Origin of the sequence: Streptomyces sp. AHA2 (genome assembly GCF_036857595.1) — a bacterium.
Lineage (GTDB): Bacteria > Actinomycetota > Actinomycetes > Streptomycetales > Streptomycetaceae > Streptomyces.
This window is the reverse complement of sequence record NZ_JAUQWJ010000007.1, coordinates 131,019-157,585: the sequence shown is the minus strand read 5'-3', so window position 1 is coordinate 157,585 and position 26,567 is coordinate 131,019. Positions and strand designations below refer to the sequence as shown.

Here is a 26,567-nt window from a genome sequence, read left to right as displayed (position 1 = left end):
GGCCGGAAAACGACGGCGCATGATTGCCCCTGCACAGGAAGCGGGCGCCGCCCCGGGGGATTCGAACCCGCCGGGGCGACGCCCTGACTCGTGGCCTGCGACCTGCCGTTTCTACGGGAAGGTCAGCTTCCAGCTGTTGATGTGGCCGGTGTCGGCTGCCGCGTTGTCCTGGACCCGCAGTTTCCAGACGCCGTTGGCCACTTCGGAGGAGGCGTTCACCGTGTAGGTGGTGTTGATGTTGTCCGCGCTGCCGCCGGTGCCGTAGCCCTTGAGGGTGTAGGCCGTCCCGTCGGGGGCCACCAGATCCACCTTGAGGTCACCGATGTAGGTGTGGACGATGTCCACGGCGACCTGGAGGTTGGACGGTGCGTTGCCCGTCCGGCCGGAGACGGTGATCGAGGAGGTCACCGCCGAGCCGCGGTCCGGGATCGCCACGTCGGCGGTGTTCTCGAACGAGGTGCCCCCGCCGCCTCCGCCGCCGGAGCGGGCGCCGACGTTGACGCCCGCCCACGCGTCCTGGACCGCCTTGTACTCGGCGCTGTCCGTGCCGTACAGCTCACCGGTGGCCGCGAGGGTGCCCGTGCGGGCGCCCGCGTAGTTGGTGTTCGAGGTGAACTTCGTGGTGAGCGCGCGGAACCAAATCTTCTCGGCCTTGTCGCGACCGATGCCGGTGACCGGAAGGCCGTCCGAGGTGGGCGAGTTGTACGTGACACCGTTGATCGTCTTGGTGCCGCTGCCCTCGCTCAGCAGGTAGAAGAAGTGGTTGGCGGGACCCGACGAGTAGTGCACGTCGATCGAGCCGATGCCCGAGTACCAGGCGTCCTTGGAGGCCCCGTCCTTGCTGGGCTTGTCCATGTAGCGCAGCGGCGTGCCGTCGCCGTTGATGTCGATCTCCTCGCCGATGAGGTAGTCACCGACGTCGGAGGTGTTCTTGGCGAAGAACTCCACCGTCGAGCCGAAGATGTCGCTGGTCGCCTCGTTGAGGCCGCCCGACTCGCCGCTGTAGACGAGTCCGGCCGTGTTCGAGGTGAGCCCGTGGGTCATCTCGTGGGCGGCCACGTCGATCGACGTCAGGGGGTTGGCGTTGCCCGAGCCGTCGCCGTAGGTCATGCAGAAGCAGCTGTCGGACCAGAAGGCGTTGACGTAGTTGTTGCCGTAGTGCACCCGCGAGTACGCGCCCACGCCGTCGCCGCGGATACCGCTGCGGCCGTGCACGTTCTTGTAGTAGTCCCAGGTCAGGGCCGCGCCGTAGTGCGCGTCGGCGCCGGCGGACTCCAGGTTGGACGGGCTGCCGTTGCCCCAGATGTCGTCCGGGCCGGAGAAGAGGGTGCCCGTGCCGGAGGTGCCGCGGTTGAGGTTGTACGTCTTGTGGCCGCCGCGGGCGCCGTCGGTGAGGTTGTACGTCGACCCGGACTGGGTGGTGGTGAGGTCGACCGTGCCGGAGTACACCGTGTTGCCGGTGCCGGTCTCGATCGCCTCCCACTCGTACAGCTTCTCGCCGGTGGTGGCGTCGGTGACGACGTGCAGTTCCTGCGGGGTGCCGTCGTGCTGGAACCCGCCGACGACCGTCTCGTAGGCCACGACCGGCTTGCCGCTCGCGGCCCAGACCACCTTGCGGGGCTCGCGGTTGATGTCGGCGGTCCTGGCCTCGGCCCTGCCGGCGGTCAGCGCCTGCTTCCGGGCCTTGGCGGCGGGCAGCGCGGCGGTGGTGGTGGCCGGCCTCACCGAGGCACGGACCGCCTTGACGACGTCCCGGGTCGCACCGGACTTCGCCGTCTCGACCACCAGGTCCCCGCCGAGGACGGGCAGGCCGTCGTAGGTGCGCTCGTAGCGGGTGTGAACCGTGCCGTCGCGGTCCTTGACCACGTCCCGGACGACCAGCTTCTCCTCGGCACCGAGGCCCAGCTTCTTCGCCGTCTCCGCCTTGGCGGCGTCGGCGTCCCGGATCAGCGCGGCGCGCTGCGCGGGGGTCAGCCTGACCGACTCGGAGCCGGGGTTCGCCTTGCTCGCGGCCGACGGTGCCTTCTCCGGGGCTGCGACGGCGGTGCCGCTCTGGACGGCGGCGGCGATCAGCGCGGCGACGCCGGCCAGGGCCACGGCTGCGGTGCGGCGGGTGCGGGGAGCGGGTCTGTGGGAGGTGGCTCTGCGCGAGGAACTGCTTCTCAACACGGACTCCTTCTGCGGGACCGGGGATCGCCCGGCCTGGGGAGGTGGAGGTGTTGCTGTGGGGTTGCTGTGGAGCAGTCGCCACGGAAGCGTGGCAGGGGACCGCGCTTTCTGTCAGGGGCGCGTCAACACTATGGCCGGAAACGGTTCGTTGACCGGAAGTTCATGTTCGCAATACGAACACCTCGCCCGACCGGCACGGGCCCCCGGGAGGCCCGCGAGGCCCGGCGGTCCTACGTCAGACTGTCCCGCCAGGCCCGGTGCAGGTCTGCGAACCTGCCCGTGCCGTCGATGAGTTCGGCCGGGGTGCCGTCCTCGACGATCACGCCCCGCTCCATCACCAGGACGCGGTCCGCGATCTCCACCGTGGACAGCCGGTGGGCGATCACCACGGCCGTACGGCCCTTCAGCACCGTCGCCATCGCCCGCTGCACCGCGCGCTCGCCCGGGATGTCCAGCGAACTGGTCGCCTCGTCGAGGATCAGCACCGCCGGGTCGGCCAGCAACGCCCTCGCGAAGGCGACCAGTTGCCGCTGCCCGGCGGAGATGCGCCCGCCCCGCTTGCGCACGTCGGTGTCGTAGCCGTCGGGCAGCGCGGCGATGAAATCGTGCGCGCCGATGGCCTTCGCCGCCTGCTCCATCTCCGCACGGGTCGCGTCCGGGCGTCCGATCGCGATGTTGTCGGCGACCGTGCCCGAGAAGAGGAACGCCTCCTGCGTCACCATGACCACCCCGCGCCGCAGTTCGGGCACGGCCAGGTCGCGCAGGTCGACCCCGTCGAGCAGCACCCGGCCGTCGGAGGGGTCGTAGAAGCGGGCCAGCAGCTTGGCCAGGGTCGACTTGCCGGCGCCCGTGGAGCCCACGACCGCGACCGTCTGGCCGGCCGGGATCGTCAGGTCGAAGCGGGGCAGGATCTCGCGGCCCGTGCGGTAGGCGAAGCGCACGCCGTCGAAGACGACCTCGCGGCCCGGATGCTCCCCCGCGAGCGGCGGCAGTCGCCGGGGGTGCGCCGGCTCGGGCACGGACGGGGTCTGGGCCAGCAGACCCGCGATCTTCTCCAGGGAGGCCGCCGCCGACTGGTACGAGTTGAGGAACATCCCGAGCCGGTCGATCGGGTCGTACAGGCGCCGCAGGTACAGCACGGCCGCCGCCAGCACACCGAGGGCGAGCGTGCCGTCCGCGACGCGGTGGGCGCCCCACAGCACGATCGCCGCGACCGCCGTGTTCGCGATCAGCCGCGAGCCGGTGACGTAGCGGGCCATCTCCAGCAGCGCGTCGCCGTTGGTGCGCTCGTGCCGCCGGTTCAGCACGCCGAACTCCGCGTCGTTGGCGGCCTCGCGGCGGAAGGCGCGCACCGGCCGGATGCCGTTCATCGTCTCGACGAACTTGACGATGACGGCGGCGATCGCGGTCGACCGCGCCCGGTACACCCGTCCCGCCCGTCGCTGGTACAGCCGCACGAGCGCGTACAGCGGCACCAGCGACGCCACCGCCACGCCTCCGAGGCCGAGATCCAGCCACAGCAGCATCGCCGAGATGTAGACGAACGACAGGACGACCGTCACCAGCTCCTGCAGCCCCTCGTCCAGCAGCTCGCGCAGCGACTCCACGTCCGCCGTGGAGCGGGAGATGAGCCGGCCGGAGGTGTAGCGCTCGTGGAAGTCCACGCTCAGTGCCTGGGCGTGCCGGAAGATCCTGCCCCGCAGATCCAGCAGCACGTCCTGGCTGACCCGGGCCGCCGCGGCGACGAAGGCGAACTGCAGCCCGCCCGCCGCCAGCGCACAGGCCAGGTACCCGGCGGCCACCGCGACGAGCGGCCCGTGGTCCTGCGCCCGGAAGGCCGGAACGGCCCGGTCGATGGCGTACGCCACCAGCAGCGGACCTGCCTGCACGACCGCCTGCTGCACCAGCAGGAGCAGCGTCGTCACGACGACCCGCGCCTTCATCGGCGCGAGCAGGGACCGCAGCAGCGCGGCGGTGGCGCCCGGCGGGGTGGGCAGGACGTCCTGGTCGAAGGGGTCGCCGGCGGCCACCGCCGGGTCGTCCCCGGGCTGCGGGCCGGCCGGTGCCGTGGTGGCCGCCGTCATCGTGCGTCCTCCTCTTGCCCCGCCGGCTCCCCGGCCATCAGATGCGCGTACTCGGCGCTGGTGCGCAGCAGTTCGTGGTGGGTGCCGACCGCGGTGATCCGGCCGCCGGACAGCAGGGCGACGCGGTCGGCGAGCAGCACGGTCGACGGGCGGTGCGCCACGATCAGGGCCGTGGTGTCCGCGAGCACCTGCCGCAGGGCGGCCTCCACGGCGGCCTCCGTGTGCACGTCCAGGGCCGACAGCGGGTCGTCCAGCACGAGGAACTCCGGCTGCCCGACGACCGCCCGTGCCAGGGCCAGGCGCTGGCGCTGGCCACCGGACAGGCTCAGGCCCTGTTCGCCGACCCGGGTGTCCGCGCCCTGCGGCAGCGCGTGCACGAAGTCGGCCTGCGCCACGGCCAGGGCGCGCTCCAGGTCGGCCGCCGAGGCGGTGTCCCCGGCGCCCATGAGGACGTTCTCGCCCACCGCGGCGGAGAACAGCGTGGGCTCCTCGAACGCCACCGCTACCTTGGCCCGCAGTTCCTGCCGGGACAGCTCGGTGATGTCGGTGCCGTCGAGGGTGATGCGCCCCGAGGTGACCTCGTAGAGCCGGGGGACCAGGGCCGTGAGGGTGGTCTTGCCGCTGCCGGTGGCGCCCACCAGGGCCATCGACTCACCGGGGCGGATGTGCAGGTCGATGTCGCGCAGGACCGGCGGCGTGCCGGGCGGCGCGTCCGGATAGCGGAACGTCACGTCGTGGAAGCGCAGGCCCCTGTCCCGCGCGGGTGCGGCGGGGACGGTACGCGCCGCGGCCGGGCCGGCGGTGGCCCCCTCGGGCTCCTCGTCCATCACCTCGAAGTACCGCTCGGTGGCGGTCGCCGCCTCCTGGCTCATCGCCAGCAGAAAGCCGATCGACTCCACCGGCCAGCGCAGCGCCAGCGCCGTCGACAGGAACGCCACCAGCGTCCCCGCGGACAGCTCCCCGTCGGCGACCTGCACGACCCCCACCACCAGGGCGGCGCCGATCGCCACCTCCGGCAGCGTGACGATCACGCCCCAGATCGCCGCCAGCAGCCGCGCCTTGCGCAGTTCGGTGCCGCGCAGGGTCCGCGACAGGTCCCGGAACGCCGTCGCCTGGCTGCGGTGGCGGCCGAAGCCCTTGATGATGCGGATGCCGAGCACGCTCTCCTCGACGACCGTCGTCAGGTCGCCGACCTGGTCCTGGGCGCGCCGGGCCACCGCCGCGTAGCGCTTCTCGAAGATCACGCACATGACCACGACGGGCACCGCGGGCCCGAGGACGACCAGCCCGAGCGTCACGTCCTGGACCAGCATGATGATCACGCCGACCAGGATCGTGACCCCGTTGACCAGCAGGAACGTCAGCGGGAAGGCGAGGAACATGCGCAGCAGCATCAGATCCGTCGTCCCGCGGGACAGCAACTGCCCCGAGGCCCACCGGTCGTGGAAGGCCACCGGCAGCCGCTGGAGGTGGCGGTACAGATCCGCGCGCATCGACGCCTCGACCCGGGACAGCGGACGCGCCACCAGCCAGCGCCGCAGCCCGAACAGCAGGGCCTCCGCGAACCCGAGCAGCAGCAGGTACAGCGCGCCGAGCCAGACGCCGGCCGGGTCCCGGTCCGCGATCGGCCCGTCCACCATCCACTTCAGCACGAGCGGGATGACCAGCCCCACGCAGGAGGCGAGTATCGCGACGAACGCGGCGGTGAACAGCCGCACCCGGACGGGGCGTACGTACGGCCACAGGCGCAGCAGCGAACGTACGGCGGAGCGGTCCTGGGCGGGGGCGGGTGTCGTGGGCATCAGCAGCGAGCCTACGGTTCACCACTGACACTGCCCACCGGATTTCCGCCCGATCCGCCTCGGCCTGCGGTCCTACGACCTGCCTGTTCGCGGGACCGGGACGACCCCGGCCGGTACCGCGCGCCGGCCCGGCGCGGGGTGGACCCGCACGGGGTGGACCCGCACGGGTGGTCCGGCGCAGGGCGGTCATGTCGCCGGTGGGCGTCAGCCGCGGCGCTCCCGGCCGCGGTGGAATCAGCCCGCCACCCGCAGCAGCAGCACCGCCCTGGCCGGCATCGTGATCTCCGTCCCCGCCGGGTGCTCCACGCCCGGCGCCCGCCCCTGCTCCTCCAGGCTCGTGTCGACGACGACCTCGTAGCGCTCCGCCCACGGCGGCCCCGGCAGCACGAAGGCCACCGGCTCCTCGCCCGCGTGCAGCACCGCCAGGAAGCTGTCGTCGAGTATCTGGTCCCCGCGCTCGTCCCGGCCCGGGATGTCCCGGCCGGACAGGTACATGCCCAGCGTGGCCGCCGGCGCGTACCAGTCCCGCTCGGTCATCTCCGTGCCCCGGGAGGTGAACCAGGCCAGGTCGCGCAGCCCGTCGGCGGAGTGCGCCCGGCCGGAGAAGAACGCCCGGCGGCGCAGCACGGGGTGCCGGTGGCGCAGCGCGATCAGCCGGGAGGTCAGCTGGAACAGGGCCTGCCAGCCGGGGTCCTCCAGCAGCCCCCAGTCCACCCAGCTGATCTCGTTGTCCTGGCAGTAGGCGTTGTTGTTGCCGCGCTGCGTGCGGCCCAGCTCGTCTCCCGCGACCAGCATGGGCACACCCGTGGACAGCAGCAGCGTGGTCAGCAGGTTGCGCAGCTGCCTGCGCCTGAGCGCCCGCACGCCCTCGTCGTCCGTCTCGCCCTCGGCGCCGCAGTTCCAGGCCCGGTTGTCGTCCGTGCCGTCCCGGTTCCCCTCGCCGTTGGCCTCGTTGTGCTTGCGCTCGTAGGACACCAGATCGCGCAGGGTGAACCCGTCGTGCGCGGTGATGAAGTTGACCGACGCGTACGGCCGGCGCCCGCCCCAGGCGTACAGGTCGCTGGATCCCGACAGGCGGTAACCCATCTCGCGCACGTCCGGCAGCGCGTGCCGCCAGAAGTCCCGCACGGCGTTGCGGTACCGGTCGTTCCACTCCGTCCACAGCGGTGGGAAGGCGCCCACCTGGTAGCCGCCCGACCCCACGTCCCACGGCTCGGCGATCAGCTTCACCCGGCGCAGCACCGGGTCCTGGGCGATCACCGCCAGGAAGGGGGAGAGCATGTCGACGTCGTGCATCGAGCGGGCCAGCGCCGCCGCCAGGTCGAAGCGGAAACCGTCCACGCCCATCTCGGTGACCCAGTAGCGCAGCGAGTCCGTGATCAGGCGCAGCACGTGCGGCTGGACCACGTGCAGGGTGTTGCCGCAGCCGGTGTAGTCCGCGTAGCGGCGGGCGTCGTCCTGGAGGCGGTAGTAGCCGCGGTTGTCGATGCCCTTCAGCGACAGCGTCGGGCCCAGCTCCCCGGCCTCCGCGGTGTGGTTGTAGACCACGTCCAGGATGACCTCGATCCCGGCCGCGTGCAGGGCGCGCACCATCCGCTTGAACTCGCCGACCTGCTGCCCGCGCGTACCGGAGGCCGCGTAGGCCGCGTGCGGGGCGAAGTAGCCGACGGAGTTGTAGCCCCAGTAGTTGCGCAGGCTCCTGCGCAGCAGGTGGTCCTCGTGCGCGAACTGGTGCACCGGCAGCAGCTCCACCGCCGTCACGCCCAGTGCCACCAGGTGCTCCACGGCCGCCGGGTGCGCGAGGCCGGCGTAGGTGCCGCGCAGTTCCTCGGGGATGCCCGGGTGCAGCTGCGTGAAGCCCTTGACGTGCAGCTCGTAGATCACCGAGTCCGCCCAGGGGGTCTTCGGGCGCCGGTCGTCCGCCCAGTCGTCGTCGTCGTGGACGACGACGCCCTTCGGCACGTAGGGAGCCGAGTCCCGGTCGTCGCGCACGGTGTCGGCGACGTGCTGCTGCGGCCAGTCGCGGACGTGCCCGTACACCTCCGGCGGCAGCCCGAAGTCGCCGTCGACCGCCCGGGCGTAGGGGTCCAGCAGCAGCTTGGCGGGGTTCCAGCGGGCGCCCGTCCACGGGTCCCAGCGTCCCTGCACCCGGTAGCCGTAGCGCTGCCCGGGCAGGACGCCCGGCACGAAGCCGTGCCAGATCCCGTGGGTCAGCTCGGCCAGCCGCACCCGCGACTCCTTGTCCGCCTCGTCGAACAGGCACAGCTCCACCCCCTCGGCCCCGCCCGCCCACAACGCGAAGTTGGTCCCGGCCACTCCCGCCGGGCCGGCCCGGAACCGGGCGCCCAGCGGTGTCGGCGCGCCCGGCCAGGCGGGCACGACGGGCGGCGGCGCGGCCCTCCGCGCGCCGTTCACGGCGGCGGCCTGGCGCCCCGCCTCGGTGGCCCGACGACCGGCCACCGCCTCCTGCTCGGCTGCGCTGGACACCTGTCAGCCTCCCGCGGCTCGTGGAACGACGGGGAACAGGGGGGTGCGGCCCTGTGCTGCGGCCCGGGTCGCGGCTCCCCTGCGCGCCGTCCTCCCCACTGTTCTGCCCAGAGCATGGGTCGCACTCACGTTTCCCCGGAGGCGGGCATGGTCGTTTCCCGGGGACGCGCCCGGTCGTTGGGCACCCCGTGAGGCACGTACAAGGGCGCGCGCGGCGCGCGAGGGCCGCGCTGGCCGCCGTAGTGACATGGGCAGGGCTCCTCGCCGGGGCCACCGGCTGTACCTCGGACGACGGCGGCGGCATCGCCGGCGCCTTCGGCGCGCCCCCGGCGCCCGAGGACGTCATCGAGGTCTCGCCCGGCGACGGGAGCAGGGGCGTGCGCCCCGGCAGGCAACTGCGGGTGCGCGTGTCCGGTGGCCGGCTGGAGTCGGTGAAGGTCGTCCGCTCCCAGGACGCCCAGGACACCCCGGTGCCCGGGCGGATCTCCGCCGACGGCCTGAGCTGGGAGCCGGCGCAGGAACGGCTGGCGCTGGCCGCGAAGTACACGGTCGACGCGGTGGCCGTGGACGGCACCGGCCGACGCTCGGCCCGGCACACGACCTTCACCACGTACGTCCCGGAGGAGCGTTTCATCGGCTACGTCGCCCCGGAGCACCGTGCCACGGTCGGCACCGGGATGATCGTCTCGCTGGCGTTCAACCGGAAGATCGCGAACCGGGCCGCGGTGGAGCGCGCGGTGACGGTCACCGCCCGCCCCGCCGTCGAGGTCCGCCCGCACTGGTTCGGCCGCACCCGGCTCGACTTCCGTCCCGAGCACTACTGGAAGCCGGGCACCAAGGTCACCGTCTCCCTGCGCCTGCGGGACGTCGAGGGCGCACCCGGCGTCTACGGCCTGCAGCACAAGACGTTCGCGTTCACCGTCGGCCGCAGCCAGGTCTCGGTCGTCGACGCCGCCGCCCACTCCATGGAGGTCCGGCGCGACGGCGAGCCGCTGGCCACCGTGCCCGTGACGGCGGGCGCTCCGAAGACCACCACCTACAACGGCAAGATGGTGGTGACGGAGATGCTCGACGTCACCCGGATGAACGGTGCCACGGTGGGCTTCAAGAAGCGCGACGGCAAAGGCGAGTACGACATCCCGGACGTCCCGCACGCCATGCGCCTGACCGACTCCGGCACCTTCCTGCACGGCAACTACTGGGCCCACCGCTCCGTCTTCGGCCGCACCAACGTCAGCCACGGCTGCATCGGGCTGCGCGACGTGAAGGGCGGCGGCTCGGACACGCCGGCCGGCTGGTTCTTCGACCGCAGCCTCGTCGGGGACGTGATCGAGGTCGTCAACAGCAAGGACAAAAAGGTGGCTCCCGACAACGGGCTCGGAGGCTGGAATATGGGCTGGAATGCATGGAAGGCGGGCAGTGCGGTGAAGTAGCCCGACACGGGGGCGGGTCGACCCGGCGTTCCGTTGGGACCGAACGGTGACAATCGCGGGCCGCCGGGGCCGGCCGACCAGTGGTTACTATTCGCCGGTGCGCGGGGGTCACGCGCCGGGGAGCGGGCCTGGTCAGGCCCTGGGAGGGGAGAACCACGTGAACGGGCGACCGATATCGGGGGCGTCGGTTGGGCGCAGGAGGGGACGTCTCGCACTGGCCGTCGGGGCGCTGCTGTTCGCCGTGACGGCGTGCGGGGGCGGGGACACCGGCTCGGGCTCCGGCTCGGGCGGCGGTGAGGGCAAGGACTCGGGCAGCGCGCAGAGCAAGCAGTCCGAGGCGGTCGTCAGCATCGCGCCGAAGGACGGCGCGAAGTCCGTCGACACCAGCGGCGCGCTGAAGGTCACCGCCGCCAAGGGCAAGCTGACCGAGGTCGAGGTCAAGGACTCCGACGGCGAGAAGGTCGACGGGAAGATATCCGCCGACGGCGCCACCTGGACGCCGTCCACGCACCTGGCCGGCGCGACCAAGTACACCGTCCACGCGGTCGCCAAGGACTCCGAGGGCCGCACGGCCGCCGAGGACGCCGACTTCACCACGCTGACCCCGAAGAACACGTTCATCGGCACCTTCACCCCGGAGGACGGCTCCGAGGTGGGGGTCGGGATGCCGTTCTCGGTCCGCTTCTCACGGGGCATCACCAACCCCGACGACGTCGAGCGGGCCATCCGCATCAGGACGGAACCCGCCGTCGAGGTCGAGGGCCACTGGTTCGGCAACGACCGGCTCGACTTCCGCCCCGAGAAGTACTGGAAGCCCGGCACCAAGGTGACCGTCGACTTCGGCCTGGACGGTGTGGAGGGCAGGCCCGGCGTCTACGGCGAGCAGGACAAGAAGGTCGAGTTCACCATCGGCCGCAACCAGGTCTCCGTCGTCGACGCCAAGAAGCTCACGATGAAGGTCACCCGCGACGGCAGGACCGTCAAGACCATCCCGGTCACCACCGGCAAGCCCGGCATGGAGACCTGGAACGGCCAGATGGTCATCAGCGAGATGCTGGAGGTGACCCGGATGAACGGCGAGACCGTCGGCTACGGCGGCGAGTACGACATCAAGGACGTCCCGCACGCCGTCCGCCTGACCACCTCGGGCACGTTCCTGCACGGCAACTACTGGGCGAGCGGCGCCTTCGGGGAGTACAACGCCAGCCACGGCTGCATCGGACTGCGCGACGTGCGCGGCGGCTGGGACAAGAAGGTGCCGGCAGCCTGGTTCTTCGACAACTCGATGATCGGCGACGTGGTGGTCGTCAAGAACTCCGAGGACCGCACCGTCGCCCCGGACAACGGACTCAACGGCTGGAACATGTCGTGGGAGAAGTGGAAGAAGTAGCACCCCGCGGTCGACGACGGGGCCCCGGTGTGACGGACCGCACCGGGGCCCCGCGCGTTAATCCCCGTTAACCTGCTGCCCATGACCGTCTCTCTCGAAGTCGCCGAAGGCGTCGGCACGCTGCGGCTGGACCGACCGCCCATGAACGCGCTGGACATCGCCACGCAGGACCGGCTCAAGGAACTCGCCGAGGAGGCCACGCGCCGCGAGGACGTGCGCGCCGTGGTGGTCTACGGCGGCGAGAAGGTGTTCGCGGCGGGCGCGGACATCAAGGAGATGCAGGCGATGGACCACACCGCGATGGTCCTGCGCGCCCGCGCCCTGCAGGACGCGTTCACCGCGGTGGCCCGGATCCCCAAGCCGGTCGTCGCGGCCGTCACCGGCTACGCGCTGGGCGGCGGCTGCGAACTCGCCCTGTGCGCGGACTTCCGCATCGCCGCGGAGAACGCCAAGCTCGGCCAGCCGGAGATCCTGCTCGGCCTCATCCCCGGCGCGGGCGGCACCCAGCGCCTGGCGCGCCTGGTCGGCCCCTCGAAGGCCAAGGACCTCATCTTCATGGGCCGGATGGTCAAGGCCGACGAGGCCGAGCGGATCGGCCTGGTCGACCGGGTCGTGCCGGCCGCCGAGGTGTACCCCCAGGCACACGCCTGGGCTGCCCAGTTGGCGCAGGGGCCCGCACTGGCGCTGCGCGCGGCCAAGGAGGCGATCGACACCGGGCTGGAGACGGACATCGACACCGGCCTGGCGGTGGAACGGAACTGGTTCGCCGGCCTGTTCGCCACCGAGGACCGCGAGCGCGGGATGCGCAGCTTCGTCGAGGAGGGACCGGGCAAGGCGAAGTTCCTCTGAACGTTCCCTCGGGGACTTGCAATTGACGAGATGTCTGATCCGGGGTCCCTCGAAGGGGCGGTTTATGGCAGCCTTGTCGCAGCCTTAAGCCCATCTGGCCGAGGGAGTCCGTCCATTGCCCCGAAAAGGGACGTTCCAGCAGGTCGGAGGGGGTACTGACGGCCCCGAAGTGCCGCCGGCACATGCCGGAGGGTCACCTGGTGGGGGGTCGTCCCCGGGGGTGTGTTCCCCGGGAACGGCCTCCTCGGTCCTGCCCGGCGGCCATGATGGGGGCATGGCGGGGCTGGAGGGTACGGAACAGCCGCGGGGGCACGCCCATGCGGGCACGGCACGCTGGTCGCCGGCGGTCGAGGACGAACACGCGCTGCGGGCGCTGGAGTCGTACGGCGACCCTACCGAGGGGGAGGTCCCGCTGCCGTCCCGCCCGCAGTCCGCCGCCACCGCCCGGCGCCTCGTCCAGGTCGTGGTCCTGCGCCAGTGGGGACTCGCCCCCAGGACCGCGGAGGACGCCGTCCTGCTCGTCTCCGAACTGGTCGGCAACGCCGTGCGCCACACCGGCGCCCGCGTCTTCGGCCTGCGCATGCACCGGCGCCGCGGCTGGATCCGCGTGGAGGTGCGCGACCCGTCCCGCGGACTGCCCTGCCTGATGCCGGTCCAGGAGCTGGACATCAGCGGCCGGGGCCTGTTCCTCGTCGACAAGCTGGCCGACCGCTGGGGCGTCGACCTGCTGCCGCGGGGCAAGACCACCTGGTTCGAGATGCGGGTCGCCGAGCGCTGACGGCGGGGGCATTCCTCACCCGGCCGCCGGACGGGCGAATCACGGCTTTTCGGGCCGCCGGCTCCTTGAATGGTGCGATGCACCGCCATCTCGCCAAGAGCGCCCTCGTCGCGGGCGCCGCCGTCGCCGTCCTCGCCGCCTGCGGCGCCCCGAGCGGGGATCGGCCCGCCGAGTCCCGCGGCACCCGGGCCGCCGTGCCCGCCCCGCCCGAGAGGAAGCCCGTCCACGGCCTGCCCGGCATGCCGCCCGTGCTCGACCCCCGGGACGTGTACGCGGCCGACCGCCCCGGCAGGCTGTCGCCCGTGGTCAAGGACTTCCCCTCCCGGGTCTACGTCCCCAACACCGAGTCCGACACGGTGTCCGTCATCGACCCGAAGACCTACGAGATCGTCGAGACGATCAAGGTGGGCCGGCAACCCCAGCACGTCGTGCCCTCCTGGGACCTCAAGACGCTGTGGGTCAACAACAACCGCGGCCACACCCTCACCCCGATCGATCCGAGGACCGGTGAGGCGGGCGAGGAGGTCGACGTCCACGATCCCTACAACCTCTACTTCACCCCCGACGGCAAGTACGCCGTGGTGATGGCCTCCCTCGACCGCGAGCTCGTCTTCCGCGACCCGCACACCATGAAGATCGAGAAGACGGTCCCGGTCTCCTGCTACGGCGTCAACCACGCCGACTTCTCCCTCGACGGCCGCTACTTCGTCGTCTCCTGCGAGTTCAGCGGCGAACTGCTCAAGGTCGACACCGAGAAGATGGAGGTCGTCGCACAGCAGCGGCTGCCCTTCGAGGGCGCCATGCCGCAGGACGTGAAGCTCTCGCCCGACGGCAAGCGGTTCTACATCGCCGACATGACGGCCCACGGCATGTGGGTCCTCGACGGCGAGAAGTTCACCCCGCCCACGCTGCTGCCCACCGGCAAGGGCGCCCACGGCCTGTACGTCAGCCGGGACTCGCGTGAGATGTACGTGTCCAACCGCGGCGAGGGCACGATCTCCGTCTTCGACTTCACGCGCAACGAACTGACCAAGAAGTGGAAGCTGCCCGGCGGCGGCAGCCCCGACATGGGCGGCGTCTCCGCCGACGGAAAGGTGCTGTGGCTGTCCGGCCGCTACGACGGCGAGGTGTACGCCGTCGACACCCGCACCGGTGCCCAGCTCGCCCGCATCGAGGTCGGCAGCGGCCCGCACGGCCTCGCCGTGTACCCCCAGCCCGGCCGCTACTCCCTCGGCCACACGGGCGTCTTCCGGTGAGGCGCGTCGTCGTGCGGTGAGCGGACCCCCGTCGCCGTCGCCGCGCACCCGGGCCACCGCGCGGGCCGGCCGGGCGGGCGCCGCGTCGGCGGCCGGGGCGGGCGGATAACCTGACCTCCGTCAAACCCGCGTCACGAGGACGCGCAGCACGAGAAGAGGGGCGGATCGGTGGCGGACATCGAGGAAGCACGCAAGCAGTTCGAGCGGATCGATACGGACGGTGACGGCTACATCACCGCTGCCGAGTTCAAGACCGCCCTGGCCCAGTCGGGCGACTGGAACGTCACCGAGTCGGTCGCCGAGGTCGTCATCAAGGCCCGCGACCTGGACGGCGACAAGCAGCTCAGCTTCGACGAGTTCTGGGCCTTCCTGAACAAGTAGGCCGCGCGGCGCACGCGGTGCGAGGGGCCCGGTCCGCACCAGGACCGGGCCCCTCGGCGTGCCCGGGCCGAACCTTCGCCCGACCGGGTGAGAGGGCGGAATAGCCCGTCCACGGGCTCGGTTGACGCCGGTCACAGACGTTCGGCCGGCGTCACCGACCCCCGGAAGGGCCAGGCGAGGACATGAAGATCGGCATCATCGGAGCGGGCAACATCGGCGGCAACCTGACCCGGCGGCTCACCGCCCTCGGTCATGAAGTGTCCGTCGCCAACTCCCGCGGACCGCACACGCTCACGGCCCTGGCCGAGGAGACCGGCGCGACGCCCGTGCCCGTCGGGGAGGCGGCCCGGGGCGCGCAGGTGGTCGTGGTGACCATCCCGCTGAAGGCCGTCCCGGACCTGCCGTCCGGCGTGCTCGACGGCGCCGCCGAGGGCGTGGCCGTCATCGACACGGGCAACTACTACCCGAAGCAGCGCGACGGCCGGATCGCCGCGATCGAGGACGAGGGCCTCACCGAGAGCCGGTGGACCGAACGGCAGCTCGGCCACCCCGTGGTCAAGGCCTTCAACGGTACCTACGCCCAGGACATCCTGGACCGCCACCGCCCGGCCGGTGACCCCGAGCGCATGGCCCTGCCGGTGGCCGGCGACGACGAGGCCGCCAAGCGCACGGTGCGCGCCCTCATCGACGAGCTGGGCTTCGACACCGTCGACGCCGGCGGCATCGACGACTCCTGGCGCCAGCAGCCCGGCACCCCGGTCTACGGACTGCGCGCCGGCACGGCCGAGGTCGTCAAGGCGCTCGCGGAAGCCTCCCCGGAGCGCACCCCGGACTTCCGCGGTTAGGGCCTGTCTGACGATTCCCTCCTGCCTCGCGACGCCATGCACGCACGCGGCGGACGCGTGGTCCGGCGCGCGCGTCCGCGGCGTTGTCGTCGGTGCCCGGCGCGCTCGGCGGCGACAACTCCGCGGGCCGGTACACCCGGAGCCGTCTCAGGCGCCGGCGGCCCAGTTGTGCAGCGCCGCCCTGCTCTCGAAGGCGGCGACGTTCTTGTCCAGTGGGTCGTCGGTGTACTGGTGGAAGCGCCACTTCGCCTTGATCCGGGGCTTGCCCGCGCTCACGTAGTCGGCGATCCACAGACCGTCGCCCGCGTAGGAGGTCGTGTCGACGTTGAGCCAGAAGTCGCGGTTGCAGTAGAGCACGACGCGGTTGTCCGGGCGCAGTTGCTTGACCTTGCGAAGGAAGCGGTCCTTCTCGGCGTTGCTCGCGCGGGTCCCGTCGCCGGTCCTCTCCCAGTCGACGGCGAGGATGTCGCCCGGCCGGTCCGGGGCCTCGCCCACGAAGTACTCGGCCTGGCCGGTGAGGTTGCCGGGCCACAGGAAGTGGTAGAAGCCGACGACCAGTCCGGCGTCCCGCGCCCGCTTCGTCTGCGCGGCCAGCTTGGGGTTGACGTACGACCGGCCCTCCGTCGCCTTGACGAAGACGAAGGACAGGCCGTCCGTGGAGTAGGACGAGGACTGGTACGCGCTCACGTCGATTCCGCGCAGCATGGGGAGCTCCCTCACGTTCCGGTGGGGCGGAAGTGCACTGGGGTGGAGGGTGGTTGTATGCCCGCCGGAGGCGGCCGTACGCCGGGCGCGGGGAGGTTCGCGGCCCGGCGGAGGTGAGCGCCGGTGGGACTCAGGCGGCGGGGGCGGAGCTGACCGCTTCAGCCGGGGCGGCCTCCGCGTCGTCCAGGGAGACGTGCTTGGTCTCCGTGCTCAGCAGGAGCGCGACCAGCGTCAGCAGTGCCATCACCGAGAGGTAGACGCCGACCAGCCACGGCGAGCCGTCCCCGGTCTCCCACAGCGCCACGGCGATGAACGGGGCGACCGCCGCCCCCAGGATCGAACTGACGTTGTACGAGATGCCCGATCCGGTGTACCGGACGCCGGTCGGGAACAGCTCGGGCAGCAGCGCGCCCATCGGACCGAAGGTCAGGCCCATCAGGGTGAAGCCCAGCACCAGCCACAGCACCACGCCCGGCGTGCCCAGACCGATCAGCGGCACCCAGACCAGCCCGAAGACCACGATCGCGGCGGTGATCCAGAGAAGGCAGGTGCGCCGCCCGTAGCGGTCCGCGAGGGGGCCCGAGACGAGGGTGAAGGCGGCGAAGAACAGCACACCGAAGATCATCATGAGGACGAACGTGGTGTAGCCGTAGCCCAGTCCGGGCACGGCGGCGTCCTCGGGAGCGCGTCCGTAGCTCAGCGAGAACGTGGTCATCAGGTAGAAGAGCACGTAGGTCGCGAGCATGATGAAGGTGCCGAGGACCAGCTGCCTGCCGTGACTGCGCACCACGGTGGCCAGCGGCAGCCGTCGCACCCCGCCCGTGGCGCGGGTCCGGGTGAACACCGCCGACTCCACGAGCCGTGAGCGCACCCACAGGCCGATGGCGACCATCACGGCGGAGAAGAGGAACGGCACCCGCCAGCCCCAGCTGACGAAGGCGTCCGAGGGCTGGGAGGGGTCGGCGCCCGCCGCGGACGGCAGCAGGGCGCCCATGAGGAGGAACAGCCCGTTGCCGATGATGAAGCCGAACGGGGCGCCCAGCTGCGGGAAGGTGCCGTACAGGGCCCGCTTGCCGCTCGGGGCGTTCTCGGTGGCGACCAGGGCCGCGCCGCTCCACTCGCCGCCGAGGGCGAAGCCCTGCGCGAGCCGCATCAGCACCAGCAGCGCGGTGGCCACCCAGCCGGCCTGGGCGTAGGTGGGCAGGACGCCGATGAGGAAGGTGGCGATGCCCATGGTCAGCAGCGAGACGACGAGGGTCCTCTTGCGGCCGAGGCGGTCACCGAGGTGCCCGAAGACGACGGCCCCGACCGGCCGGGCGACCATCGCGGCGCCGAACACCGCGAAGGACGACAGCAGCGCGGTGGTCGGGTCGCTGCTCGGGAAGAACAGCTGCGGGAAGACGAGCACCGCGGCGGTCGCGTAGATGTAGAAGTCGTAGAACTCGATCGTCGTGCCGATGAGGCTGGCGACGAGGACACGGGACCGCGGGTTGGCGGGGGCCGGGGCGGTACCGGAGGCAGGAGCGGGCATCGATCGGTCTTTCACGCGCGAAACATGGCACGTACAACGATGTCAGCCATCTTGTTGCGCGGTACGGTCCTCTCGCGATGTGAGACGCGGGCGGACCGTGCCGCCGAGGCGGCTCAGCACTCGATGATGTTCACCGCCAGGCCGCCCCGGGCCGTCTCCTTGTACTTGACCGACATGTCGGCGCCGGTGTCCTTCATCGTCTTGATGACCTTGTCCAGGGAGACCTTGTGGGAGCCGTCGCCGCGCATCGCCATGCGGGCGGCGGTGACGGCCTTGACCGCCGCCATGCCGTTGCGCTCGATGCACGGGATCTGGACCAGGCCGCCGACCGGGTCGCAGGTGAGCCCGAGGTTGTGCTCCATGCCGATCTCGGCGGCGTTCTCCACCTGCTCGGGTGAGCCGCCGAGCACCTCGGCCAGTGCGCCCGCGGCCATGGAGCAGGCGGAGCCGACCTCGCCCTGGCAGCCGACCTCGGCGCCGGAGATGGAGGCGTTCTCCTTGAACAGCATGCCGATCGCACCCGCGGCCAGCAGGAAGCGGACCACGCCCTCCTCGTCGGCGCCCGGCACGAAGTTCATGTAGTAGTGCAGCACCGCCGGGATGATGCCGGCCGCGCCGTTCGTCGGGGCGGTGACGACCCGGCCGCCGGCCGCGTTCTCCTCGTTCACGGCCATCGCGTAGAGGGTGATCCACTCCATGGACAGGGCCTGCGGGTCGCCCTCGGAGCGGAGCTTGCGGGCGGTATTGGCGGCCCGGCGACGCACCTTCAGGCCGCCGGGCAGGATGCCCTCGCGGGACATGCCGCGGGCCACGCAGGCCTGCATCACGCGCCAGATCTCCAGCAGGCCCTCGCGGATCTCCTCCTCGGTGCGCCAGGCCCGCTCGTTCTCCAGCATCAGCGCCGAGATGGACAGACCGGTCTCCCGGGTGAGCCGGAGCAGCTCGTCCCCCGTGCGGAAGGGGTACTTCAGCACGGTGTCGTCGAGCTTGATGCGGTCCGCGCCGACCGCGTCCTCGTCGACGACGAACCCGCCGCCCACCGAGTAGTACGTCTTCGTCAGCAACTGGGCGCCCGAGGCGTCGTACGCCCACAGGGTCATGCCGTTGGCGTGGTAGGGCAGGGCCTTGCGGCGGTGCAGGACCATGTCGTCGTCGAAGGAGAAGGCGATCTCGTGCTCGCCGAGCAGGTTCAGCCGGCCGCCGGCCCTGATCGCCTCCACCCGCTCGTCGGCGGTCTCCACGTCCACCGTGCGCGGGGAGTCGCCCTCCAGGCCGAGCAGGACCGCCTTGGGCGTGCCGTGGCCGTGGCCGGTGGCGCCGAGCGAGCCGTACAGCTCCGCGCGGACCGAGGCGACGGACCCCAGGAGCTCCTCGTTGCGTAGCCGCCGGACGAACAGGCCGGCCGCGCGCATCGGCCCGACGGTGTGGGAGCTGGACGGGCCGATGCCGATCGAGAACAGGTCGAAGACCGAGATGGCCACGGGGGGAACTCCTGACTACGGGGGTGGTGCCAAGGGGGTGGGCACCGCGCCCGCTTGTGGCCGGCGCGGCGCCCGAAAGGTTTCTTCGTTACTTGTTCGGACCCGGGTACAGCGGGTGCCGGTCGGCCAGGGCCTTCACCCGGGCCTTGAGGGCCTCCGCGTCGTACGACGGCTTCAGCGCCTCGGCGATGACGTCCGCGACCTCGGCGAAGGCCTCGGCCCCGAAACCGCGGGTGGCCAGGGCCGGGGTGCCGATCCGCAGACCGGAGGTCACCATCGGCGGACGCGGGTCGTTCGGGATCGCGTTGCGGTTGACGGTGATGCCGATCTCGTGGAGCCGGTCCTCGGCCTGCTGCCCGTCCAGCTCGGAGTCGCGCAGGTCGACCAGGACCAGGTGCACGTCCGTGCCGCCGGACAGGACGTCCACACCCACGGCCCGGACGTCGTCCTTCACCAGACGCTCGGCCAGGATGCGGGCACCCTCCAGCGTACGGCGCTGGCGCTCCTTGAAGTCCTCCGAGGCGGCGACCTTGAAGGCGACGGCCTTGGCGGCGATCACGTGCTCCAGCGGACCACCCTGCTGACCGGGGAAGACGGCGGAGTTGATCTTCTTGGCCAGCTCGGCCGTGGAGAGGATCACACCGCCGCGCGGGCCGCCGAGGGTCTTGTGGGTCGTGGTGGTGACCACGTGCGCGTGCGGCACCGGGTTGGGGTGCAGCCCGGCCGCGACGAGCCCGGCGAAGTGCGCCATGTCGACCATCAGGTACGCGCCGACCTCGTCCGCGATCCGGCGGAACTCGGCGAAGTCCAGCTGCCGCGGGTACGCCGACCAGCCGGCGACGATCAGCTTCGGCCGGGACTCCTTGGCCAGCCGCTCGACCTCGGCCATGTCGACCCGGCCGTCCTCGCCCACGTGGTAGGCGACGACGTCGTAGAGCTTGCCGGAGAAGTTGATCTTCATGCCGTGGGTCAGGTGACCGCCGTGGGCGAGGTTCAGGCCCATGATCGTGTCGCCCGGCTTGAGCAGCGCGAACATCGCGGCCGCGTTGGCCTGGGCGCCGGAGTGGGGCTGCACGTTGGCGTGCTCGGCGCCGAACAGCTCCTTCACGCGGTCGATCGCGATCTGCTCGACCACGTCGACGTGCTCGCAGCCGCCGTAGTAGCGGCGGCCCGGGTAGCCCTCGGCGTACTTGTTGGTGAGGACCGAGCCCTGCGCCTCCATGACCGCGACCGGGGCGAAGTTCTCCGAGGCGATCATCTCGAGCGTGGACTGCTGGCGGTGCAGCTCGGCGTCGACCGCGGCGGCCACGGCCGGGTCGAGCTCGTGCAGGGGGGTGTTCAGGACGGACATACGGCTACGACTCCTCAGCCGGCGGAGAACGCGGTGTACTCGTCGGCGGAGAGCAGGTCGCCCGGCTCGTCCGTGACCCGCACCTTGAACAGCCAGCCGCCCTCGAAGGGGGCCGAGTTCACCAGCGACGGGTCGTTCACGACGTCCTCGTTGACCTCGGTGACCTCACCGGAGACCGGGGAGTACAGGTCGGACACCGACTTGGTCGACTCCAGCTCGCCGCAGGTCTCGCCCGCGGACACCGTGTCACCGACCTCGGGGAGCTGGACGAAGACCACGTCGCCGAGCGCGTTGGCCGCGTGCTCCGTGATGCCGACCGTCGACACGCCGTCCTCGGCGGCCGACAGCCACTCGTGCTCCTTGCTGTAGCGCAGCTGCTGGGGGTTGCTCATGGCCTGGATTCTCCTGTACGCGCGGGAGTGCTGTGAAAGGGGGGACTGCTGGTGAACCGGGTGACGGTGGCCGGGCCGCGCGGGCGGCCCACGGCCAGTGTCTACTTCTGCCGCTTGTAGAACGGCAGCGCCACGACCTCGTACGGCTCGTGGCTGCCCCGGATGTCCACACCCACGCCGGACGTGCCGGGCGCGGCGTGCGCGGCGTCGACGTAGGCCATGGCGATCGGCTTGCCCAGGGTGGGGGAGGGGGCGCCGGAGGTGACCTCGCCGATCACCTCGCCGCCCGAGACGACGGCGTACCCGGCGCGCGGGACCCGGCGGCCCTCGGCGACCAGGCCGACCAGCACCCGCGGCGGGTTCTGCTCGGCCCGGGCGGCGGCTTCCTCCAGGGCCTGGCGGCCCACGAAGTCGCCCTCCTTCTCGAACTTCACCACACGGCCGAGACCGGCGTCGAAGGGCGTCAGGGAGGTGGTCAGCTCGTGCCCGTACAGCGGCATGCCGGCCTCCAGGCGCAGCGTGTCGCGGCAGGACAGGCCGCACGGGACCAGCCCGGCGTCCTCGCCGGCCTTGGTCAGGGCCTGCCACAGCTCGACGGCGTGCTCCGGCTTCACGAACAGCTCGAAGCCGTCCTCGCCGGTGTAACCGGTGCGGGCGATCAGGGCCGGCACCCCGGCGACCGTGCCGGGCAGGCCGGCGTAGTACTTCAGCCCGTCCAGGTCGGCGTCGGTGAGGGACTTCAGGATGCCGGGGGACTCCGGGCCCTGGACGGCGATCAGCGCGTAGGCGTCCCGGTCGTCGCGCACCTCGGCGTCGAACCCGGCGGCGCGCTCGGTCAGCGCGTCCAGGACGACCTGGGCGTTGGAGGCGTTGGCGACGACCATGTACTCGCTCTCGCCCAGCCGGTAGACGATCAGGTCGTCGAGGATGCCGCCGTCGGCCCGGCAGATCATGGTGTAGCGGGCGCGGCCCGGCTTCACACCGCCGATGTTGCCCACCAGGGCGTAGTCGAGGAGGGCCGCTGCCTGCGGGCCGGTGACGGTGATCTCGCCCATGTGGGACAGGTCGAAGAGCCCGGCCCTCGTGCGCACGGCGAGGTGCTCGTCGCGCTCGGAGCCGTAGCGCAGGGGCATGTCCCAGCCGGCGAAGTCGGTCATCGTCGCGCCGAGCGAGCGATGCAGGGCATCGAGCGCGGTGTGACGGAGTTCTCCTGTACTGCTCACAGTCGGTCGTCTCCCAGGGCGATGGGGGTACCTCCCGCGCGAACTCGTTCGAGCGTGGGGGAGGGCGAGGTCGTTCCTCCCCATCTGTCATCGGAACCTGAGAGGTTCGCCATGACCGCGCTGGTCCATGGCTTGCACCTTGGGTGGAGCCGGCCTGCCGGAGCAGGGGAGGGCCCGCTTTTCAGATGTGCCTCGCCCGCGCGGTAACGGGGCCTGAGAGATTCAAGGGAGGGACTTGCTCCTTCGGCGCCCCAGCGTCAGCGGTGCTGGGGACTCTCCCGCGCGGATTCAAACGGCCGGTATGCAGTTGGCGCGCCCATCATTGCACGCATCCTTCCGGCGCGGCAGGGGGACCTTTCTCAGCAAGTGCGCCGTCCCACGCGCCGGGGCCCGGAGACCTGTGGCAACCCTGTTGCAGGAACCGCACCGAAATGAGAGGCCTGCGGCATTACCGTCTCTTTACACTCGGCGGGGAGGGTACCGGCGTACCTGGCCCCAGGGGAGGACGATCACGGTGAACAGGACCAGGGCGTACGCCGCGACCACGGGCGTCGCGCTGCCCGGGCAGCCGGCCGTACCGGCCCGGGCGGCCCGCGGCCCGCTGCCGGCGGCCACCGTGCGCGACCTGCGCGAGCGCGCCGACCGCGGCCCGCGGGCGCTGGTGTTCGGCGCCCGCGACGTCGTCGTGGTCACCGGGCTGCCCGGCAGCGGCAAGTCCACGCTGATGCGGCGCACCGTCCCGGGCCGGCGCGTCGACTCCCAGGACACCCGCGACCGCTGGGAACGCCGCATGCCGCGCTTCCTGCCGTACGCGGTCTACCGCCCGCTGGTCCGCCTCTCCCACTACGCCGGGCTGCGCCGCGCCCTGCGCACCGGTGAGGGGCTGGTGGTGCACGACTGCGGCACCCAGGCCTGGGTCCGCCGCTGGCTCGCCCGCGAGGCGAGCCGCCGAGGCGGCGCCCTGCACCTGCTCCTCCTCGACGTCACGCCCGAGCAGGCCCTGGCCGGCCAGCGGGACCGGGGCCGCGGCGTCTCCCGCTACGCCTTCCGCCGCCACCGCACGGCCATGGACCGCCTCCTGCGCGCGGTGCACCGCGGCCGCCTCCCCCGGGGCTGCGCCTCCGCCGTCCTCACCGACCGGGACACGGCAGCGGCACTGCACCGGATCACGTTCACGGACTGACGCTCGACGGGACCGGGACCCGGGACCCGCCCCCCGCAGGCACGTCGGCGGCAGGGACGGAGCCCTGCCCCGGCGCGTGCGCAGGAGCGGCCCCGCAGCCCGCCCCGGCCGCGCCCGGCGTCGAGCCGTTAGCCTTCTGGCGGCACTGGCAGTGGCTCGAGGCAGGCGGTAGGCAGATGGACTTTCCGGCGGAGTTCGGGGCCGGCTTCCCGGCGCAGACGCAGACCCACTCGCACGGGGGATGGCCCGGCAACGAGCTGGAGGAGGTGCTCTCGGCCTCCCTGGGCGCCGGGCCCGCGGCCGGCGGGCGGATCGTCGAGGTGCTCGGGCGGAGCTTCGTCTGGGTCCCGCTGCCCAACGGCGGCGGCCCGCACAGCGGCCCCCTCGACCTGCCGGCCGTGGAGCTGGACGGCCAGGCGTACGTGCCGGTGTTCAGCTCCGAGGAGCAGTTCCACCTCGCCGCCGGCTCGCAGATGTCGTACACCGTCGCCCCCGCCGTGGAGTTCGCCCGCGGGCTCCCCCCGCACGCCGGCATCGTGATCAACCCCGGGGGAGTGGTCGGCATACCCCTGCCGCCCCCCGCCGTCGCCGAGCTGTGCCGGGCCGGGCGCACCCCGCTCGACGGACCCGCGAGCGGCGGCCGCGTCCGCCTCTTCGAACCCGACTGGCAGGACGACCCGGTCGACTTCCTCGCCGCCGCCTCCGCCGAGTTCGAGGCCATCGGCGTCGTCGTCACCGCCCGCCGCTGCCTCGCCGCGATCGAGACCGCCGACCCCGTGATGTTCGTGGGCGTCGAACTCTCCCAGTGGGAGGGCGACCTGCGCGCCCTGCCCCTGGAGGCGCTCACCCGGGCCGTCACCGCCGCGCCCGCCCCCTGGCCGGTCAATCTGGTGCTCCTGGACGTGACGGAGGACCCCGTGGGCGCCTGGATGAGGGAGCGGGTCCGGCCCTTCTACCAGCGGTAGCGGCCGGCACGGCGGTGCGGGCGCGTCACCGCCGCGCGCGCACCGCCCGCGCGCGGGCAAGTCCCGAGCCGGTGGGCGGGCTTAAGCTAGGTCACGGTCGAGGCGTTGTACGAAGGGGCGGTAAAGGTGAGCGCGAGCGGCACGGCCGCGGCCGGACAGGTCGAGCACATGCTGCGCCAGGTCACGCCCGGGCGCTACGACGCCTACGAGGCACTCCTGCGCGCGCTCGCGACCCCGCACACCGGCCAGATCTGGATGCTCCTGTGGCACGGCCAGGCCGGTTCCCCGGACGCCCAGTACGGAAAGATGGAGGTCGACGGCCACGGCTACGCGCCCTGCGTCACCTCCGCCCAGGAGCTGTCCGCCAGCGGCTGGAACCGCTCCTACGAGGTGATCGACGGGCTCGACGTGGCCCGCGCCCTCTACCCCGACCACTACGGCCTCTGGCTCAACCCGCACGCTCCCGGCGGCGGCGTCGGCATCCCCTGGCTCGACCTGCGGCGGATCGCCACGGGCCTGGACCGGCAGCCGGCCGGCCCCCTGCGGCTGTCCGAACCGGCCATCGAGGTCCCGCAGTTCTACGCTCTGCTCGCGCAGAACGCCCACCGCACCCCGGCCGTCCGCTCGCTGCGCCGCGCCTGGGTGCAGCCCGCGCTCGGCGCGCCGTACCTCGCCATCGGACTGGACGTGTACGACACCTCGCCGCCGGCCGTGGACGCCGTGCGGGCGATGATGCAGCAGTCCCTGGGCGCCGTGCCGGACGGGCTTCCCGTCTCGACCGTCGCCATGTCGGACGAGCACGACCCGGTCGCCATGTGGCTGCGGGCCAAGGCCCGCCCCTTCTACGACCGCGAGGCCCACGCCACCGCCCCCGTCCAGGCCCCCGCGTCCGGCTACGGCTACCCTCCCGCGCAGGGCGGGTTCTGAGGGTCTCGCGAGCCGCTGCGGACCCCTTCGCGAACGTGACGGATGTTCACCTCTCCGCGCGTAGATGAGCGCTGCCTGGGCGCATTCGCCCTACTATGCCCCTGCTACGACGCGTCCGACCCCCGTTACCCGTTGTCCGGATAACGGAACCCCCCAGACAGCATCACGTTTACGCATCCATTCACCGCCAAGTCTGGCAACAGATCGCCAAAGCGTTGAAGACTCCCGGCAAGACACGGGCCGGTCGGTCGCGTGTACGAGACAAACAAAACCGCTACAGCGGCAGCCAGGGGCTCGGCGATCGCCGGCCCGAGAGGGGTCAATCGCACCGTGACCGCACCGATCGAGACCACCGGGGCGGAAGCCGGAGCACAGCCCGAGGCCGTGCTCTCCGGGGTCAAGAAGAGCCAGATCGAGGGGCGTTCGCTCACCCAGATCGCCTGGATGCGCTTCAAGCGGGACAAGGTGGCGATGGCGGGAGGCGTCGTCGTCATCCTCCTCGTGCTGATGGCGGTCCTCTCCAAGCCGATCCAGTGGGTCTTCGGCCTCGATCCCAACAAGTTCAACCAGGACCTCATCGACCCGGCGCTGCTCGCGCCCAAGGGCGGCTGGGGCGGCATGAGTTGGGACCACCCGCTGGGCGTGGACCCCCAGTACGGCCGCGACATGCTCGCGCGCATCATCGACGGCTCCTGGGTCTCCCTGCTGGTCGCGGGCGGAGCCACCCTGCTGTCCGTGTGCATCGGCACCGTGCTCGGTGTCGTCGCCGGCTACTACGGCGGCTGGATCGACAGCGTCATCAGCAGGCTGATGGACACCTTCCTGGCCTTCCCGCTGCTGCTGTTCGCCATCTCGATCTCCGCCTCGGTGCAGGACGGGTTCTTCGGTCTCGACGGCCTGTCGCTGCGCATCAGCGTGCTGATCTTCGTCATCGGCTTCTTCAGCTGGCCGTACATCGGCCGCATCGTGCGGGCCCAGACCATGACCCTGCGCAAGCGGGAGTTCATCGAGGCCTCCACGAGCCTCGGGGCGCGCGGCCCGTACATCCTGTTCCGGGAGCTGCTCCCGAACCTCGTCGCGCCGATCCTCGTCTACGCGACGCTGATCATCCCGACGAACATCCTTTTCGAGGCCGCGCTGAGCTTCCTCGGTGTCGGTATCGCTCCGCCGCAGGCCTCCTGGGGCGGCATGCTCAGCAACGCTGTGGATCTCTACACGGCCGATCCGCAGTACATGTTCGTGCCCGGACTGGCGATCTTCATCACCGTCCTGGCCTTCAACCTGCTGGGTGACGGGCTGCGTGACGCCCTCGACCCTCGCAGCAAGTGATCCATC

General features: G+C 71.8%; 21 protein-coding genes and 2 riboswitches. Of the genes, 11 read left to right on the top strand and 10 right to left on the bottom strand.

Annotated features, from left to right (window positions below; translation table 11 throughout):
• Positions 1–111: 111 nt before the first annotated feature.
• The 4 genes from Q5694_RS16880 to glgX all read right to left on the bottom strand — a co-directional run bounded on the left by Q5694_RS16880 (position 112) and on the right by glgX (position 8,542).
• Positions 112–2,166 (bottom strand): M4 family metallopeptidase, encoded by a 2,055-nt coding sequence (locus tag Q5694_RS16880; RefSeq protein WP_333933876.1) that lies wholly within the window; start codon positions 2,164–2,166, stop codon positions 112–114.
• A gap of 233 nt (positions 2,167–2,399) precedes the next feature.
• The gene (locus Q5694_RS16875) at positions 2,400–4,253 is read right to left on the bottom strand and encodes an ABC transporter ATP-binding protein (protein ID WP_333933875.1); all 1,854 of its coding nucleotides are present in this window, start codon (positions 4,251–4,253) and stop codon (positions 2,400–2,402) included.
• A complete protein-coding gene (locus Q5694_RS16870; protein WP_333933874.1) occupies positions 4,250–6,055 on the bottom strand; it encodes an ABC transporter ATP-binding protein in 1,806 nt (601 codons plus the stop codon). Before Q5694_RS16870 ends, Q5694_RS16875 begins: the two co-directional genes overlap by 4 nt.
• A 234-nt stretch (positions 6,056–6,289) precedes the next feature.
• Positions 6,290–8,542: a glycogen debranching protein GlgX gene (glgX, locus tag Q5694_RS16865; RefSeq protein ID WP_333933873.1), complete on the bottom strand. Its 2,253-nt coding sequence runs from the start codon at positions 8,540–8,542 to the stop codon at positions 6,290–6,292.
• A 188-nt stretch (positions 8,543–8,730) separates the two neighbouring features.
• On the opposite strand from glgX, the gene Q5694_RS16860 reads away from it, so the two are divergent.
• The 7 genes from Q5694_RS16860 (at position 8,731) to Q5694_RS16830 (ending at position 15,474) form a co-directional block, all read left to right on the top strand.
• Positions 8,731–9,975 (top strand): L,D-transpeptidase, encoded by a 1,245-nt coding sequence (locus Q5694_RS16860; protein ID WP_333933872.1) that lies wholly within the window; start codon positions 8,731–8,733, stop codon positions 9,973–9,975.
• A gap of 157 nt (positions 9,976–10,132) precedes the next feature.
• Complete coding sequence (locus Q5694_RS16855) at positions 10,133–11,365, top strand: L,D-transpeptidase (protein ID WP_333933871.1); 1,233 nt, start codon at positions 10,133–10,135, stop codon at positions 11,363–11,365.
• An 81-nt stretch (positions 11,366–11,446) separates the two neighbouring features.
• Positions 11,447–12,214: an enoyl-CoA hydratase/isomerase family protein gene (locus Q5694_RS16850; protein ID WP_333933870.1), complete on the top strand. Its 768-nt coding sequence runs from the start codon at positions 11,447–11,449 to the stop codon at positions 12,212–12,214.
• Between the two features lie 274 nt (positions 12,215–12,488).
• Complete coding sequence (locus Q5694_RS16845; RefSeq protein WP_333933868.1) at positions 12,489–12,992, top strand: ATP-binding protein; 504 nt, start codon at positions 12,489–12,491, stop codon at positions 12,990–12,992.
• A 77-nt stretch (positions 12,993–13,069) separates the two neighbouring features.
• On the top strand, positions 13,070–14,248 hold the full coding sequence (locus tag Q5694_RS16840; protein WP_333933866.1) for a YncE family protein: 1,179 nt from the start codon (positions 13,070–13,072) through the stop codon (positions 14,246–14,248).
• Positions 14,249–14,416: 168 nt separating this feature from the next.
• Entirely contained in the window at positions 14,417–14,629 is a 213-nt protein-coding gene (locus Q5694_RS16835) for an EF-hand domain-containing protein (protein ID WP_333933865.1), read from the top strand.
• Positions 14,630–14,811: 182 nt separating this feature from the next.
• Positions 14,812–15,474, top strand: coding sequence for an NADPH-dependent F420 reductase (locus Q5694_RS16830; RefSeq protein WP_333933864.1), 663 nt, complete (start codon positions 14,812–14,814; stop codon positions 15,472–15,474).
• Positions 15,475–15,621: 147 nt separating this feature from the next.
• Here the strand turns inward: Q5694_RS16830 and Q5694_RS16825 are convergent, their stop codons facing one another.
• From Q5694_RS16825 to gcvT, 6 genes are all read right to left on the bottom strand, one after another.
• Entirely contained in the window at positions 15,622–16,179 is a 558-nt protein-coding gene (locus Q5694_RS16825; protein WP_333933863.1) for a glycoside hydrolase family 25 protein, read from the bottom strand.
• Positions 16,180–16,309: 130 nt separating this feature from the next.
• On the bottom strand, positions 16,310–17,710 hold the full coding sequence (locus Q5694_RS16820; protein WP_333933862.1) for an MFS transporter: 1,401 nt from the start codon (positions 17,708–17,710) through the stop codon (positions 16,310–16,312).
• A gap of 113 nt (positions 17,711–17,823) precedes the next feature.
• Entirely contained in the window at positions 17,824–19,191 is a 1,368-nt protein-coding gene (locus tag Q5694_RS16815) for an L-serine ammonia-lyase (RefSeq protein WP_333933861.1), read from the bottom strand.
• 88 nt (positions 19,192–19,279) lie between these two features.
• Positions 19,280–20,542 (bottom strand): serine hydroxymethyltransferase, encoded by a 1,263-nt coding sequence (gene glyA, locus Q5694_RS16810; RefSeq protein ID WP_333933859.1) that lies wholly within the window; start codon positions 20,540–20,542, stop codon positions 19,280–19,282.
• A 14-nt stretch (positions 20,543–20,556) separates the two neighbouring features.
• The gene (gene gcvH / locus Q5694_RS16805) at positions 20,557–20,934 is read right to left on the bottom strand and encodes a glycine cleavage system protein GcvH (protein ID WP_086562694.1); all 378 of its coding nucleotides are present in this window, start codon (positions 20,932–20,934) and stop codon (positions 20,557–20,559) included.
• Positions 20,935–21,035: 101 nt separating this feature from the next.
• Positions 21,036–22,157, bottom strand: a complete 1,122-nt coding sequence (gene gcvT / locus Q5694_RS16800; RefSeq protein WP_333933857.1) for a glycine cleavage system aminomethyltransferase GcvT — start codon at positions 22,155–22,157, stop codon at positions 21,036–21,038.
• Between the two features lie 74 nt (positions 22,158–22,231).
• Positions 22,232–22,348, bottom strand: a riboswitch (glycine riboswitch).
• Positions 22,349–22,448: riboswitch (glycine riboswitch) on the bottom strand.
• A 223-nt stretch (positions 22,449–22,671) separates the two neighbouring features.
• Between gcvT and Q5694_RS16795 the strand changes: the two genes are divergently transcribed.
• The 4 genes from Q5694_RS16795 to Q5694_RS16780 all read left to right on the top strand — a co-directional run bounded on the left by Q5694_RS16795 (position 22,672) and on the right by Q5694_RS16780 (position 26,561).
• Positions 22,672–23,340, top strand: coding sequence for an AAA family ATPase (locus Q5694_RS16795; RefSeq protein WP_333933856.1), 669 nt, complete (start codon positions 22,672–22,674; stop codon positions 23,338–23,340).
• A gap of 176 nt (positions 23,341–23,516) precedes the next feature.
• The gene (locus tag Q5694_RS16790; protein WP_333933855.1) at positions 23,517–24,305 is read left to right on the top strand and encodes an enhanced serine sensitivity protein SseB; all 789 of its coding nucleotides are present in this window, start codon (positions 23,517–23,519) and stop codon (positions 24,303–24,305) included.
• A gap of 126 nt (positions 24,306–24,431) precedes the next feature.
• Positions 24,432–25,232: an enhanced serine sensitivity protein SseB C-terminal domain-containing protein gene (locus tag Q5694_RS16785; protein WP_333933854.1), complete on the top strand. Its 801-nt coding sequence runs from the start codon at positions 24,432–24,434 to the stop codon at positions 25,230–25,232.
• 330 nt (positions 25,233–25,562) lie between these two features.
• Positions 25,563–26,561 (top strand): ABC transporter permease, encoded by a 999-nt coding sequence (locus Q5694_RS16780; protein WP_333933852.1) that lies wholly within the window; start codon positions 25,563–25,565, stop codon positions 26,559–26,561.
• Positions 26,562–26,567: the final 6 nt, after the last annotated feature.